A 14,791-nucleotide genomic window follows, 5' to 3' on the forward strand; every position below is an offset into this window, starting at 1 on the left:
GCAGGGGGGACCCTGTGGGAGAGTAGGACGCCGCCGAACAATTTTTAGTGAAAGCCCCTCCCGGGGATACCGGGAGGGGCTTTCCGCATTTCCGGACAAGGACTTTCGGACAAGGATTTCCGACAAGGTATGAAGGCAAGCAGGGGAAGCCCGGAGAGCGCGGACGGGGGAGCGGGGCCGGGACTCACCGAAGGAGTCCCGGCCCCGCAAGGGTGTACGTGAGGATCCGACCGAAGTGGTCGGTAGCAGACAGCCGGTCAGCGCTGGGCGCGCCGCTCGGCCTTGGCGGCGGCTTCGGCCTCGTCCTCGGCCTCGGCGACCTCCAGGGTGGGTGCGGCTCCGCCGAGGTGGGCGGGGAGCCACCAGGTGTCGTCGGGGCCGGCCGGCTCGCCGGGGTACTCGCGCTGGGCGCGGTCGAGCATCTCGGACATGGCGCTCCGCAGACGGCGGGTGACCATGACCGGCTTGTCCTGGGGGGTGAGCTCGATGGGCTCGCCGATCATGATGGTGACCGGAATGTGACGCTTCGTCAGCGTCTTCGGGCGGCCCTTGGTCCAGAGCTGCTGGGTACCCCAGAGCACCACCGGGAGCAGCGGAGCTTCGGCGTCCGCGGCCATCCGGGCAGCACCGGTCTTGAACTTCTTCAGCATGAAGGAGCGGCTGATGGTGGCCTCGGGGAACACCCCGACAACCTCACCCTGCTTCAGGGCCTTGACGGCCGCTTCGTACGCGGGCTGGCCGTCCGTGCGGTCCACCGGGATGTGCTTCATTCCGCGCATCAGCGGACCGGAGATGCGGTGGCGGAAGACGTCGTCCTTGGCCATGAAGCGGGTCTTGCGCTTGCCGCCCCGATAGGCACCCATGCCGGCGAAGAGAAAGTCCAGGTAGCTGATGTGATTGCTCACCAGGACCGCGCCGCCCTCGGAGGGGACGTGTTCGGCGCCGTCGATTCTGATCCGCAGGTCGAGTGCCCTGAAGACGGTGAGCGCCGTTCCGATCACCGGCGGGTACACGAACTCTGCCATGGTCAGCCCTACTTCCCACGGGCCTACCGCCCGGTCAGGTGGTACCCGGGGCGTGGGTGGTGGCCGACGGAAGGGGCGGCACGCCGCGGCGGCCACGGGTGATACACGGAGATAATCCCCCGAAGGGGTGCCCTCTGTCATCTGAGCACGTCCGGAGGTGACGAATGCCGCACTCCAGGGCGTCCTGGGCGGCGTGTCCGGGCCGACGGGCATCTGCCTCCTCGGGTGGAGCGAGCTGTGGTATGGCGCAGTCTGTACGGCGAGCGGCGAGCGGCGAGCGGCGAGCGGCGAGCGGCGTCCGGGTGCGGGCAGGGGTGATCGCCGCAGCGCGGCTGTGGGTGGTCGTCTACGTCGTCCAGGGGCACTCGACCGGTGAGAACGCCGGGGCGCACACTGGGGCGATGACCGGGCCGGCGGTGCGGTGCACGTACTGGCGGGCCGCGACGGGCCGGGCGGGACGGGCGGGACGGAAGGGCTGAAGGTGCTGCAGGAGCGGACGAAGGACGCGGTGGTACGGCTGTCGGCGGACGAACTGGGCCAGGAACTGGGCGAGCGGGCGACGCTGGTGCAGTTCTCGACGGCGTTCTGCCAGCCCTGCCGGGCGACCCGGCGGGTGCTGGCGGAGGTCGCGGGGATGGTGGCGGGGGTCGCGCACGTGGAGATCGACGCCGAGGAGCGCCTGGAGCTGGTGCGGCGGCTGGAGATCCGGCGCACCCCGACCGTCCTGGTGCTGGACGCGGACGGCAGGGTGGTGCGCCGGGCGTCCGGCCAGCCCCGCCGCGCGGACGTGATCGTGGCGCTGGGCGCGGCGGTCTGAGGAACTGTCCGGGGCCTCGCCGGGACCGGTGACGGGCGCGTCCGAGGGCTTTGCGAGGCCGATGCGTTGCAGGGCCTTGCGGAGCCGGGCCGCGGTCGCGTCGTGAGGCCGGGCCTCAGGAGCGCTGCGAGGCCGATCCGGCGGTGCTTCGGGGCCGCTCCGCCGGGCGACCCGGAGGTGCCGCAGGCGGACCGTCCGGCAAGGTGAATCTTGTCAAGACCGTTCAATCTCACAGTGGATCTGCTGCGCAGTCAGGTGGAGTACGGCCCGCCCTGAGGCAGGATGGGCGCAGACGGCAGTGCAGCCGTCCCGCACCTCCTCTGGCCAGCGTGCTTCGAGGGGTCCGGGACGCTCGGCCGGGCGCCGGCAGCGCTAAGCTACTGGCCAGTAGTGACGGCTAAGCTACTGGCGAGTATGCTGCCAGGAAGTTCCGGACGGGCACAGCTATAACCGCTGCCCGGAGTGGGCACTGGAGTGTGTCTACAGCCCACTTGCACAGCCGCAGCCGCCGGACGAGACCAGTACAGGAGACAGGCCGTGAGCTTGAGGATCGTTGTCTGTGTGAAGTACGTGCCCGACGCGACCGGTGACCGTCGCTTCGCGGACGACACCACCACCGACCGGGAGGCCGTGGACGGCCTGCTTTCGGAGCTGGACGAGTACGGTGTGGAGCAGGCGCTCAAGCTCGCCGAAGCTCACGGCGACGCCGAGGTGACCGTCCTGACCGTCGGCCCGGACGACGCCAAGGACGCCCTGCGCAAGGCGCTCTCGATGGGTGCCGACAAGGCCGTCCACGTCAACGACGAGGACATCCACGGCACCGACGTGATCGGCACCTCGGCGATCATCTCCAAGGCGCTGGAGAAGACCGGGTACGACCTGGTCGTGTGCGGCATGGCCTCCACCGACGGCACCATGGGTGTTCTGCCGGCCCTGCTGGCCGAGCGCCTGGGCCTGCCGCAGGTCACCCTGCTCTCCGAGGTCTCGATCGAGGGCAACACCGTCAAGGGCCGCCGCGACGGCGACGCCGCCACCGAGCAGCTCGAGGCCGAGCTGCCCGCCGTGATCTCGGTCACCGACCAGTCGGGCGAGGCGCGCTACCCGTCCTTCAAGGGCATCATGGCCGCCAAGAAGAAGCCGGTTCAGGAGTACGACCTGGACGACCTGGGTGTCGAGGCGGACGAGGTCGGCCTGACCGGCGCCTGGACGGCCGTGGAGACCATCACGGCCCGCCCTGCCCGCACCGCCGGCACCGTGGTCAAGGACGAGGGGGAGGGCGGCAAGCAGCTCGCCGCCTTCCTCGCCGAGCAGAAGTTCATCTGATCCATCTGACCCATTGACGTGGTGACTGCCCACACTGGGAGTGGCGGGCAGTTCGGAGATACAGGAGACATTGAGCGATGGGTGAGATTCTCGTCCTCGTCGACCACGCCGACGGTGTGGTCCGTAAGCCGGCCCTCGAGCTGCTGACCCTGGCCCGCCGGATCGGCGAGCCCTCGGCGGTCGTCCTGGGTGCCGGTTCCGCCGCCGCCGACATCGCCGCCAAGGCGGGCGAGTTCGGTGCGGCCAAGGTGTACGTCGCCGACGGCGCCGAGTTCGCCGACCAGCTGGTCGTCCCCAAGGTGGACGCGCTGACCCAGATCGCCAAGGCCGCCGGTGCGGCCGCGGTGCTGGTCACCTCCTCCGGTGAGGGCAAGGAGGTCGCGGCCCGCGTGGCGCTGCGTCTGGAGTCGGGCATCATCACCGACGCCGTCGACCTGGAGGCCGGTGACGGCGGTCCGGTCGCGACCCAGTCGGTGTTCGCCGCCTCCTTCCAGGTGAAGTCCAAGGTGTCGCACGGCACCCCGGTCATCACCGTCAAGCCGAACGCCGTCGCCCCCGAGGCCGCCCCGGCCGCCGGCGCAGTCGAGAACGTCACCGTCGAGTTCACCGGCAAGGCCGCCAAGGTCGTCTCCCGCACCCCGCGGGTCTCCTCGGGCCGCCCGGAGCTGACCGAGGCCGCGATCGTGGTCTCCGGTGGCCGTGGTGTCGGTGCCGCCGAGGGCTTCGGCGTGGTCGAGGAGCTGGCCGACTCGCTCGGTGCCGCCGTCGGTGCCTCGCGTGCTGCCGTCGACGCCGGCTGGTACCCGCACAGCAACCAGGTCGGCCAGACCGGCAAGCAGGTCTCGCCGCAGCTGTACATCGCGGCGGGCATCTCCGGCGCGATCCAGCACCGCGCCGGTATGCAGACCTCGAAGACCATCGTCGCGATCAACAAGGACGAGGAAGCGCCGATCTTCGAGCTGGTCGACTACGGCGTGGTCGGTGACCTGTTCACCGTCCTGCCGCAGCTGACCGCCGAGGTCAAGGCCCGCAAGGGCTGACGGTTCGCCAGGTCGTGGTGCGAACCTAGTGCGGCTGCCGAAGGGCGCGGCCACCCGGGACTCCGGGGGCCGCGCCCTTCGGCGTCGTGGGGCTCCCCGATCATGGCGTTGCGGGGCGGCGTAGAGTCCGCGGCATGGGACTGTTGACGGCACTTGAGGGCGGGTACGGCGATGCCGCCGACGCGCTGCGGATCGGCGGGTACGCGATGTCACGCGAGCGGTTGCTGACCGCCGCGACGGCGGTGGCCGACAGGATCGCCGGCGCGCCGGCGCTGGCGGTGCTCGCCCGACCGACCGCCGAGACGGTCACGGCTGTGGTGGGCGGCCTGCTGGCGGGCGTACCCGTGGTGCCGCTGCCGCCCGACTCCGGACCCACGGAACGGGAGCACATCCTGCGGGACTCGGGTGCGGCCCTGCTGGCCGTCCGGCCGGGGGACGAGCTGCCGGCGGGAGGGGTGGGGGCCGGGATCGAGGTGCTGCCGGTCGAGCTGACGGCGCGTGCGGAGCGATCGCAGGGCTCCGGTGGCGCCGGGGGCGCGTACCCCGAACCCGCGCCGGAGCGTACGGCCTTCGTGCTGTACACCTCGGGTACTACCGGCGCGCCCAAGGGAGCGCTGATCCCGCGGTCGGCTGTCGCCGCCGACCTGGACGCGCTGGCCGAGGCCTGGCAGTGGACCGCCGAGGACACCCTGGTGCACGGTCTGCCGCTGTTCCATGTACATGGGCTGGTCCTCGGTGTGCTCGGCGCACTGCGGACCGGGAGCAAGCTGGTGCACACCGGCCGTCCCACGCCCGGGGCGTACGCCGCAGCTCGCGGCAGCCTGTACTTCGGGGTGCCGACGGTCTGGGGCCGGGTGGCCGCCGACGAGTCCGCGGCGCGGGCGCTCGGCGGGGCACGGCTGCTGGTCTCCGGCAGCGCGCCGTTGCCGGTACCGGTCTTCGAACGGCTGGCGGCCCTCACCGGCCAGGCCCCGATCGAGCGGTACGGGATGACCGAGACCCTGATCACCGTCAGCACCAGGGCCGACGGCGAACGACGGCCGGGCAGTGTCGGGCTGCCGCTCGAAGGGGTGCGCACCCGACTGGTCGGCGAGGACGGCTCGCCCGTCCCGCACGACGGCGAGACGGTGGGCGAGCTGCAGCTGGCCGGTCCGACGCTGTTCGCCGGGTACCTGAACCGGCCCGACGCCTCCGCCGAGGCCTGGACGGAGGACGGCTGGTTCCGCACCGGAGACGTCGCGGTGATCGACCCGGACGGCTTCCACCGGATCGTCGGCCGCGCCTCGGTCGATCTGATCAAGAGCGGCGGTTACCGGATCGGCGCGGGTGAGGTCGAGGCCGCCCTGCGGGACCATCCGGCCGTCGCGGACGCGGCGGTGGTCGGCGCGCCCGACGAGGACCTCGGCCAGGCCGTCGTCGCCTTCGTGATCGCGGACGGCGCGGTGACGGGTGACCGGCTGATCTCCTTCGTCGCCGAGCGGCTGTCGGTGCACAAGCGGCCCCGGCGAGTGGTGCTGGTGGAGGAGCTGCCGCGCAACGCGATGGGCAAGGTGCTGAAGAAGCAGCTGCTCGAACGGCTCTGAGGTCCCGCCGGACTCCCTCGCCTCGGCGGACGGCGAAGCGGACTCCGCGGGCGGTGCAGGTCGGCCGGGCGACCGTGCCTCCGCTCGGGGGCCGCTCGCGCTGCTCCCACGCTCCCGTGGCGCCGCCCGGGCGCCCGCCGGGGCCGGGGGATCGGCGGACATGTGCCGGGCGGCCGGGAAATGACGGTGCGGCGGCGGGCCAGGTATGGCCGGGGCCCCGGCGCGGGTACCACCACGATTGGCGCGAAGCCAGGAACATCCGAACCGCGCCGCCCGGTGCGTCCGGCATCGGGCGGCGCCGAAGGCAGGGGACGCTGTGATCGTCTGGGTCAATGGCACATTCGGGGCGGGCAAGACGAGCGCCTGCCGTGAGCTGGTGGAGTTATTGCCCGGGAGCGTGCTGTACGACCCGGAACTGGTCGGGGCGGGGCTGCGCCGGATGCTTCCCGTGGACCGGATGGCCACCGTCGCCGACTACCAGGACCTACCCTCCTGGCGGCGCCTGGTACCCGAGGTCGCGGCGGCCCTGTTGAGCGAGGTCGAGGGCCCGCTGGTGGTGCCGATGGCCCTGCTCAGGGAGGACTACCGGGACGAGATATTCGGAGCACTCGCCGCCCGTGGACTGGCCGTGCACCACTTCGTACTGGACCCTGCGGAAACGATCCTGCAAAGGCGGATCGACGGACGGGAGGAGTGCCCGGGCGACCCCGAGGCCAGCGCCAGGGTGCGTACCTGGTGCCGCGAGCACCTGCCGCAGTACCGGGCCGCCAGACGCTGGCTCAGCCGTGACGCCCGGCTGATCGACACCGGCGGGCTGACGCCGCGAGAGACCGCCGAGGTGCTCGCGGAGCTGGTCAAGGACGGCGTCGCGCGCTGTCCCATCGTGCAGAGCGTCGACACCACCGGGGACACGGTGGCGGCCGCGGTCCTGCTCTTCGACGAACAGGACCGGGTGCTGCTGGTCGACCCCGTCTACAAGCCCGCCTGGGAGTTCCCCGGTGGGGTCGTCGAACGCGGAGAGGCCCCCACCGACGCCGCGCTGCGCGAGACCGCCGAGGAGCTTGGCCTGCGCCTGGAAGCGCCCGCGCTGCGCCTGCTCGCCGTCGACTGGGAGCCGCGCACCGGTCCGCGCCGGGGCGGACTGCGCCTGGTCTACGACGGCGGGCGGCTGGACGCGGCCGCCCGCGCGACACTGCGCCTGCCTCCCGAGGAGCTACGCGGCTGGCGCTTCGTCACCCTGGACGAGGCGGCCGGACTGCTCACGCCCGGGCGGCTGCGCAGGCTGGCGGCCGCGCTCGACGCACGCGAGCGGGGCGAACTGCTCTACCTGGAGGCGGGACGCCCGGCCGCGGCGGGTGCGGCGGCCAGGTGAATCCGGAGCCGAGCAAGGGGAGTTGACCTCAGGCGCACGGCGGTCGGACCGGTGATGGACACCACGTCCCGACGCCGGCAACGCGTAGGCGGACCGCCCGGAGTGCGGCGGGTGTACGCGCCCGTGCCATGAGCCCCCTGCTCCCGCGCTCGCCGCCGCGACCGGCGCGTCAAACGGCGATTGCTCGGCACGGCCCCGGTACCCATGGGCCGCGCACGCCGGTTCGCCGAGCAGCGGCGCGCACCGCTCGAGGGCGCGTGGCTGCCCACCGTGGCGCAGCCGACCGGGCAGGATGGGTTCGTGCCGTTCACCTTGAGCCATCCCGTCGCGGTGCTGCCGCTGCTGCGCGGCGGACGGGGGCGCGGGCCACTGGTGGCACTGGGACTGGTCACCGGGGCGCTGGCGCCGGACGTGCCGTTCTACGCGGAGTCGGCGGTGCGCGGGGCGTACGGGCTCGGGACAATCACGCACCGGTGGTGGGCAGTGCCGACGGTCGACGTGGTCCTCGCGGGCGGGCTGGCGGCGGGCTGGCAGTGCCTGCTGCGGGAGCCGGAGCTGGCGCTGCTCCCCGCCCCCTGGGCGGCGGCCGCCCGGGCGGTCACCACGGGAGGCGGGCGCCGGACGCTCGGGTGGTTCGCGGTGTCGGCGGCGCTCGGTGCGGCGACGCACGTCGGGTGGGACGAGTTCACGCACCAGGGGCGGGCCGGGGTCCGCACGTTCCCGGTGCTGGCGCGGCGGGTCGCCGGGGTGCCGGTCTACCAGGTGCTGCAGTACGGCGGTTCGGCCCTCGGGCTCGCCGGACTCGCCCGGTACACGGTCGCGCTGCTGGCGGCCGAACGAGGGCCGGGACGGGCGCCGGAGCCATCTTGGCCGGCCACCCCGCAGGCGGCCGGAGTGGCCGCGCTCGGTATCGGTGCGGCGGTCGGTGCGGCACACCGGCTGCTGCGCCGCCGCAGGGCCTCCCGGCTCGACGAGTGCTGCTTCGGCGCAGGTGCCGGACTCGTGCTCGGGGCGTCGGGCCACGCGCTGGCGGTACGGCTGTTGAACCGGCCTGCGCAGCGCGGGTGACCGGCCAACTGGCAGTGGACATCGAGGAGTTCGGTAGTCGTGTCATGGTCAGCCGGTCAGCCGGTCAGCCGGTCAGCCGGTCAGCCGGTCAGCCGGTCAGCCGGTCAGTCGGTCAGTCGGTCAGCCGGTCAGCCCGTCAGTCGGTCAGGCGTCGAGTGTGGAGTCCTGGGTGGCGTCGCCGATCTCGGGACGGCCGCACCGGGGCGGCGGCGGGGAGCCGGCCGGTGCGGAGGAGAGCGCTCCGGTGCACCGGCCGGCCGCGGTGGCTACGAGGCCGAGCCGTCGGCGTAGTTGCGCAGGAACAGCGCCTCCGTGAGGGCCATCCGCTCCAGCTCCAGCGGGTCCACGCTCTCGTTGACCGCGTGGATCTGGGTGGTCGGGTCCTCGACGCCGATCAGGATGATCTCGGCCTGCGGGTAGAGGGTGCGCAACGTGTTGCACAGCGGGATCGAGCCACCCTCGCCGGAGGCGACCATGTCGACGCCGAAGGCCTCGCGCATCGCCGCTCCCATCGCCTCGTACGCCGCGCCCGTCATGTCGGCGCTGAACGCCTCACCACCGCTGATCCGGTTCACCGTGGCGCGGGCACCGAACGGGACCGCCTCCTCCAGGTGGGCGACCAGGGCGTCCTGGGCTTGCTGCAGGTCCATGCCCGGCGGGATCCGCAGGCTGACGCTGGCCTTGGCGGTGGCCTGCACCGAGGAGGTCGCGCCGACCACCCCCGGAGCGTCGATCCCGAGGACCGTCACCGAGGGCCGGGCCCAGAGCCGGTCCGCGACCGTGCCCGTGCCGGTCAGCGAGACGCCGTCCGGCACCCTGGCGTCGGCCCGGAACTGCTCCTCGGGGTATGCCACGCCGGTCCAGGTCTGGTCGGAACGCAGCCCGGCGACCGCGACGTCACCGTTCTCGTCGTGCAGCGTCGACAGCACCCGGATCAGTGCCTGCAAGGCGTCCGGTGCGGCACCGCCGAAGGCGCCCGAGTGCAGGTTGCCGGGCAGCGTCTCGACGGCGATCTCGACCACGGTCATCCCGCGCAGCGAGGCGGTGACGGTCGGCAGGCCGGGGGCGAAGTTGCCGGTGTCGCCGATCACGATGACGTCGGCGGCCAGCAGCTCCGGGTGCTGCTCGGCGTAGCGCTCCAGACCACCGGTGCCCTGCTCCTCCGATCCCTCGACGATCACCTTCAGGCCGACCGGGAAGCCGCCGTGCACCTCGCGCAGGGCGCGCAGCGCGGTGAGGTGCATCAGGATGTTGCCCTTGCAGTCCGCCGCGCCGCGCCCGTACCAGCGGCCGTCGCGCTCGGTCAGCTCGAAGGCGGGGCTCTGCCAGGCGGCTTCGTCCAGCGGCGGCTGCACGTCGTAGTGCGAGTAGAGCAGGACGGTCGGCGCGCCCTCGGGGCCGGGCAACTCGGCGTAGACGGACTGGGTGCCGTCCGGGGTGTCGAGCAGGCGAACACCCGTCAGGCCCTCGGCGGCGAGGGCGTCGGCGACCCAGCGGGCCGCCCGCTCGCACTCCTCCACCGGGAACTGGCGCGGGTCGGCGACCGAGCGGAAGGCCACCAGCTCGGCGAGGTCGGCCTTGGCACGCGGCATCAGGGAACGGACGGCCGCCGCCAGGGGCTGCTGGTTCATCGACTTCTCCGAGAGACGTTCGGGGGACTGGCGTCCAGGGGGACTTTCGATCATAGGGTGGACCGGGCGGGGCAGCTCACACGGCATAATCTGATGGCTTGGCGAATCCGGTGCGCCGACTAGGATTGATGCCTGTGACTGACTCCGGTACCTCTCACGACCAGGCCCGCAACGACAGCCCCGCCGAGCCCGATCCGCTGGGCGGCGTGTGGGACGTGGTGGTGGTCGGCGCAGGGCCGGCCGGGTCCTCCGCCGCGCACGCCGCGGCCGCGCAGGGCCGCCGGGTACTGCTGCTCGACAAGTCCGAGCACCCGCGCTACAAGACCTGCGGCGGCGGCATCATCGGCCCGTCCAGGGACAGCCTGCCGCCCGACTTCAAGCTGCCGCTGCAGGACCGGATCCACGCCGTCACGTTCTCGCTCGGCGGCCGGTTCACCCGGACCCGCCGCTCGAAGCGGATGCTGTTCGGCCTGGTCAACCGGGACGAGTTCGACCTGCGTCTGGTGCAGGCCGCCGAGCAGGCCGGCGCGGTGCTGGTCACCGGGGTCACGGTCAGCGGCGTGGAGCAGGACGAGGACGCGCGCACCGTGTTCGTCACCACCGCCGACGGGCGGCGGATCGAGGCCCGCGCGGTGGTCGGCGCCGACGGCAGCGCCAGCCGGATCGGCCGGCACGTCGGGGTCACCTTCGACCAGATCGACCTGGGCCTGGAGGCCGAGATCCCGGTGCCGGAGTCGGTCTCGGAGTTCTGGGCCGGAAAGATCCACCTGGACTGGGGCCCGCTGCCCGGCTCGTACGGCTGGGTCTTCCCGAAGACCGACTCGGGCACGCTGACCGTCGGCGTCATCTCGGCGCGCGGCGACGGCGAGGCCACCAAGCAGTACCTGGCCGAGTACATCCGGCAGTTGGGCCTGGCCGGGTTCACCCCGAGCATCGAGTCGGGGCACTTGACCCGGTGCCGGGCCGAGGACTCGCCGCTGTCCCGTGGCCGGGTGCTGGTCGCGGGCGACGCGGCCGGGCTGCTGGAGCCGTGGACCCGCGAGGGCATCTCGTACGCGCTGCGCTCGGGCCGGCTGGCGGGCGAGTGGGCGGTCAAGGTCGCCGAGGCGGACGGAATGACCGCGGTACGGCGCCAGGCGCTCAACTACGCCTTCGCCATCAAGGCGGGTCTCGGGGTGGAGATGCGAGCCGGGAAGGTGATGCTGAACGCCTTCGAGCGGCGGCCGCACCTGTTCCACGCGGCGGTCTGCCTGATCGACCCGGCCTGGCGGGCCTTCGCCCGGACCACCCAGGGGCACACCACCTTCGCCCGGGTGATGCGCGACCACCGGGCGGCGCGCAAGCTGGCGTCCTTCGCCGCGCGCTGAGTCCTGCCCCGGGACGGACGGGCCGGGATCTCCGGTCCGTCCGCCAGGTGCTGCTCCGGGCCGCTGTCGGGCTCGGTGATCAGGGCGCCGCTCGGGATGCCGCCCGTCGGCGGGCACGGTGGGAGGACCGGGCCGCAGCGCCGATCGACCTGCTGCTCGGGTGAATAGGCTGGCGGTCAGCCGTTCAGCTGGTCGCCCAGCGGCGTGCGCGCGTACAGCACCACCCGGCCGTGCCGGGTGCGGCCGACCAGGCGGGTGGCGAACAGCACCCCCAGGTGCTGGCTGACCGCGCCCGGGGTGACGCCGAGCCGGGCCGCGAGTTCCGTGGTGGAGGCGGGCTCGTCCAGCATCGCCAGCAGCCGCGCCTTCGGGGCGCCGAGCAGCTGCTCCAGGTCCCGCCGGGCCGGCGTCGGCCGCGGGGCCGGGGACATCCCGGCCTGTCCGCGCGCCGGGTACATGATGGTCGGCGGATGCTCGTCGCTGATCGAGGTGACCGCACCGGTGGCGAAGCAGGTCGGGACGAACACCAGGCCGCGCCGGGCCACCTCGATCTCGATGTCGTGGTCGGCCCAGTCCCGGCGGATCGTCAGGACGCCGTCCGCCCAGTGCAGCCGCCCGTCCAGGTCCGTGAAGAGCGCTGCCGCGCCGCGCTCGGCCAGGATCCGGGAGCGGTGCACCACGTCCGCGTGCAGCACCGGGCGGGCGCGCGGCCACCAGGCGGGCGCCAGGCAGCGCTCCCAGTACTCCGCCACCGCGTCGGCGATCCGCCCCAGCAGCCCGGCGGGGTCGGACAGCCCGGCGGCCAGTGGCTCGGGCAGCACCCGGTCGTGCGGCAGATGGGTGTTCTCCAGCTCCCGGCGCAGCCGCTCCGGCGGAAGCGACCTGACCCGTGCCAGCTCGCTGTGGAAGTCCGGGAAGGGGGTGGCCGGACGGGGGGTCAGGAAGTCCGGGACGTTCTTGTTGGAGGTCGCCACCAGGGAACGGAGCAGCACCGTGTCCAGCCGCTCGAACCCGGGCCGGAGCCGGTCGAGCCACTCGGTCTGCAGCGGATAGCTGCCCGGGTGCTTCCACATCCGCAGGCTGAGCATCGCCTCCTGCAGCGGCGAGATGGCGAAGGTGGCGCTCGCCAGGTCCTCCGTACTGAGCCGGAACAGGTGCATCCGTCCCCCCGACGATCCTCTCGCGCCGCCGGACCGGCCGACGTCGCAGCCCCCGCTGCGCCTTCAGGCGTTAGCCATAGCCTAAATGAGTACCGGGAACGGCCCGCGGACGGTGGGATCGTGGCATGACCCCCACGACAACCGTCACTCCGTCCGCCGTGCCCGCACGCCGCCGCAGCCCGCTGCACCCCGATCCGATGGTGCGCCGGCTCGCCGGGATCACTCTGATCAACTGCCTCGGCAACGGCCTCTTCGCGACTCTCGGCGTCCTGTTCTTCACCCGGCTCCTCGGCTTCGGCGCAGCTCAGGTCGGTACCGCGCTCACCGCCGCCGGACTGTGCGGAGTGCTGGCAGGCATCCCGGCCGGGCGGGCCGCCGACCGCTGGGGAAGCAAGCCGGTCCTGGTCACCCTGGTCACCATCGACGCCGTCGGGACCGTCGGATACGTTCTGGTCCACGACTACGTCGCGTTCCTGCTGCTCTCCTGCCTGGTCACGGCGGTGGACCGAGGGTCCGCCGCCGTCCGCAACGCCCTCTACGCCGAAGTCCTGCCCGCCGAGCGCCGGGTGGCCGGCCGGGCCTACCTGCGGGTGGTCACCAACGTCGGACTCGGTGCCGGTACGGCCGTCGCCGCGCTCGCCCTGCAGGCCGACACCAGGGCTGCGTACGTATCCGCCTTCCTCGGCGACGCGCTCTCCTTCGTACTGGTCGCGGTGCTCTTCGCGCTGATCCCGGTGCCGGTCCGGGCCAGGACCGCCGACACCGACGGTGCCGCCGTACAGGGCAAGGACCGCAACCCCGCGCTGCGCAATGCGCCCTTCCTCGCGGTGACCGGGCTCAACGCGCTGCTCGGGCTGCAGTTCGCGATGCTCGAGGTCGGCGTGCCGCTGTGGATCGTCTCGCACACCCATGCGCCGCGGGTGATGGTCGCCGGCTCCATGATCGTCAACACCTTGGTGGTCGTCGCTCTCCAACTCCGGGCCACCAAGGGCACCGAACAACCCGAGGCGGCCGGCCGGATCTTCGGCCGGGGCGGCCTGCTGGTCGCCGCCTCCTGCCTGGTGCTGGCCCTGGCCGGTGGTGTTTCCGCCTGGGCCGCAGCACTGCTGGTGGTCGCCGGCGTCGGACTCCAGGCCCTCGGTGAGATCTTCTCCCAGGCCGCCGGCTGGGCGCTGAGCTACGACCTCGCGGGCGAGGGCGCCCACGGCGCGTACCAGGGCGTCTTCGGCACCGGTATGTCCACTGCCCAGATGCTCGGCCCAGCCCTGATCACCACCGTGGTGATCGCCCACGGGCCGGTCGGGTGGGCCCTGCTCGCCGCGATCTTCGCGAGCAGCGGGCTGGCGATGACGCCGACGGTGCGCTGGGCGCAGCGCCGGAAAACCGGTAGTGGCACGCACCAGGGCAGTTGAGGGCTTCCGGTCCGCGGACGGCCGTTAAGGCGTGGTCGGCGTGCTCCCTCGCACTGCTAACGGACGACCGCGGGGAGGTCCCGGAGGTGGGGACGGTCGCGGTCGAGGACGGCGGTGTCGGGGCCGGCCGCGCGGAGGACGACGTCCAGGACGTGCTCCGGGTCGCAGCCGTAACCACCGCTCGCCCAGGCCGGGTTGGCCTCGACCACCGCCCAACGCCCGTCCGCGAGCAGGCCGATGTCGACCACCACCGCGCTCGGCAGCCCCTCCGCGCAGACCGCCAGTACCTCGGCGGCGAACGCCTCCACCTCCCGCCGCAGCGGATCCTCGGCCAGCGGCCGTACGTCCAGGTCGCCGTCGGTCGCGTAGCGGCTCGCCGTCCGCACCGCGCCGTCCAGGACGAACAGCCGGTACTCCTGGCGGAACGTCACCACGTCGCTGACCAGGACGAGGGTGTCGTCGTCCAGGGCGTCCGGTCCGGGCAGCCGACTGCCGTCCGGGTGGATCCGGGCCGGGAAGAACTTGTCGACCGGAGGCTTGAAGAACGCCGGACGGCGGACCTGCCGGGCCAGGGCGAGCGTGGTGCACTCGACCCGGCGCCGGGTCAGCTCCCGGGGCAGGGCGGTGAGCCAGTCGGCCGGGGCGTCCAGCGCGGCGATGCCCAGCTCCCGGGCGACCGCATCGGCGAACAGCGGGCCGCCGTAGAGGTGTGCCGGGCGCAGTCCCGCCAGTTCCTCGGGCACCTGCCAGCTGCGGGCGGTGTGCGCACGCAGCCCGCGCCGGCGGGCCGCGGTCAGCAGCTGCAGGCCGGTCTCGTTGATCCTGGGTGCGAGGAGGAACAGGCTTCCGGTGCTCATGGGGAAGGATGCTGCCGCACCGGCAGCGGCGCGGGCCAGCGGATTTGCCGGGAGCTCTGGTTCCGGGGCGGGTGCTCGTGCCAGAGTCTCGTTCCGGGCGGCCGCAGCCACCGGCCGTCCGCCAAGGCGCGCGCAC

The 14,791-nt window shown here is 73.0% G+C and carries 13 protein-coding genes; 9 read left to right on the plus strand and 4 right to left on the minus strand.

What is annotated here, in order from left to right; genetic code table 11:
* Positions 1 to 257 precede the first annotated feature (257 nt).
* Positions 258 to 1,025 (minus strand): lysophospholipid acyltransferase family protein, encoded by a 768-nt coding sequence (locus tag ACWDAK_RS24520; protein WP_344640092.1) that lies wholly within the window; start codon positions 1,023 to 1,025, stop codon positions 258 to 260.
* Between the two features lie 242 nt (positions 1,026 to 1,267).
* Between ACWDAK_RS24520 and ACWDAK_RS24525 the strand changes: the two genes are divergently transcribed.
* The 7 genes from ACWDAK_RS24525 to ACWDAK_RS24555 all read left to right on the plus strand — a co-directional run bounded on the left by ACWDAK_RS24525 (position 1,268) and on the right by ACWDAK_RS24555 (position 8,228).
* A complete protein-coding gene (locus ACWDAK_RS24525) occupies positions 1,268 to 1,504 on the plus strand; it encodes a hypothetical protein (RefSeq protein WP_427394675.1) in 237 nt (78 codons plus the stop codon).
* Between the two features lie 2 nt (positions 1,505 to 1,506).
* Entirely contained in the window at positions 1,507 to 1,842 is a 336-nt protein-coding gene (locus ACWDAK_RS24530; protein ID WP_427394674.1) for a TlpA family protein disulfide reductase, read from the plus strand.
* A gap of 537 nt (positions 1,843 to 2,379) precedes the next feature.
* Positions 2,380 to 3,165, plus strand: a complete 786-nt coding sequence (locus ACWDAK_RS24535) for an electron transfer flavoprotein subunit beta/FixA family protein (RefSeq protein ID WP_427394673.1) — start codon at positions 2,380 to 2,382, stop codon at positions 3,163 to 3,165.
* A gap of 77 nt (positions 3,166 to 3,242) precedes the next feature.
* A complete protein-coding gene (locus ACWDAK_RS24540; protein ID WP_344640090.1) occupies positions 3,243 to 4,205 on the plus strand; it encodes an electron transfer flavoprotein subunit alpha/FixB family protein in 963 nt (320 codons plus the stop codon).
* Positions 4,206 to 4,339: 134 nt separating this feature from the next.
* Complete coding sequence (locus ACWDAK_RS24545) at positions 4,340 to 5,788, plus strand: acyl-CoA synthetase (protein ID WP_427394672.1); 1,449 nt, start codon at positions 4,340 to 4,342, stop codon at positions 5,786 to 5,788.
* A gap of 316 nt (positions 5,789 to 6,104) precedes the next feature.
* On the plus strand, positions 6,105 to 7,160 hold the full coding sequence (locus ACWDAK_RS24550) for an NUDIX hydrolase (protein WP_344640088.1): 1,056 nt from the start codon (positions 6,105 to 6,107) through the stop codon (positions 7,158 to 7,160).
* 204 nt (positions 7,161 to 7,364) lie between these two features.
* Positions 7,365 to 8,228, plus strand: coding sequence for a DUF4184 family protein (locus tag ACWDAK_RS24555; RefSeq protein ID WP_344640087.1), 864 nt, complete (start codon positions 7,365 to 7,367; stop codon positions 8,226 to 8,228).
* A gap of 266 nt (positions 8,229 to 8,494) precedes the next feature.
* Here ACWDAK_RS24555 and ACWDAK_RS24560 read toward each other — a convergent pair whose 3' ends face one another.
* Positions 8,495 to 9,859, minus strand: a complete 1,365-nt coding sequence (locus tag ACWDAK_RS24560) for a dipeptidase (RefSeq protein WP_344640086.1) — start codon at positions 9,857 to 9,859, stop codon at positions 8,495 to 8,497.
* 128 nt (positions 9,860 to 9,987) lie between these two features.
* Between ACWDAK_RS24560 and ACWDAK_RS24565 the strand changes: the two genes are divergently transcribed.
* On the plus strand, positions 9,988 to 11,226 hold the full coding sequence (locus ACWDAK_RS24565; RefSeq protein ID WP_344640085.1) for a geranylgeranyl reductase family protein: 1,239 nt from the start codon (positions 9,988 to 9,990) through the stop codon (positions 11,224 to 11,226).
* Between the two features lie 176 nt (positions 11,227 to 11,402).
* Here the strand turns inward: ACWDAK_RS24565 and ACWDAK_RS24570 are convergent, their stop codons facing one another.
* Entirely contained in the window at positions 11,403 to 12,386 is a 984-nt protein-coding gene (locus ACWDAK_RS24570) for an ArsR/SmtB family transcription factor (protein WP_427394671.1), read from the minus strand.
* A 125-nt stretch (positions 12,387 to 12,511) separates the two neighbouring features.
* On the opposite strand from ACWDAK_RS24570, the gene ACWDAK_RS24575 reads away from it, so the two are divergent.
* Positions 12,512 to 13,798 carry an MFS transporter gene (locus ACWDAK_RS24575; RefSeq protein WP_344640083.1) on the plus strand — a complete coding sequence of 429 codons (1,287 nt, stop codon included), beginning with the start codon at positions 12,512 to 12,514 and terminating at the stop codon, positions 13,796 to 13,798.
* Positions 13,799 to 13,854: 56 nt separating this feature from the next.
* Here the strand turns inward: ACWDAK_RS24575 and ACWDAK_RS24580 are convergent, their stop codons facing one another.
* Positions 13,855 to 14,655, minus strand: coding sequence for an ATP-grasp domain-containing protein (locus ACWDAK_RS24580; RefSeq protein WP_344640082.1), 801 nt, complete (start codon positions 14,653 to 14,655; stop codon positions 13,855 to 13,857).
* Between the last annotated feature and the right edge of the window lie 136 nt (positions 14,656 to 14,791).

The organism is Kitasatospora sp. NPDC001175 (assembly GCF_053598215.1).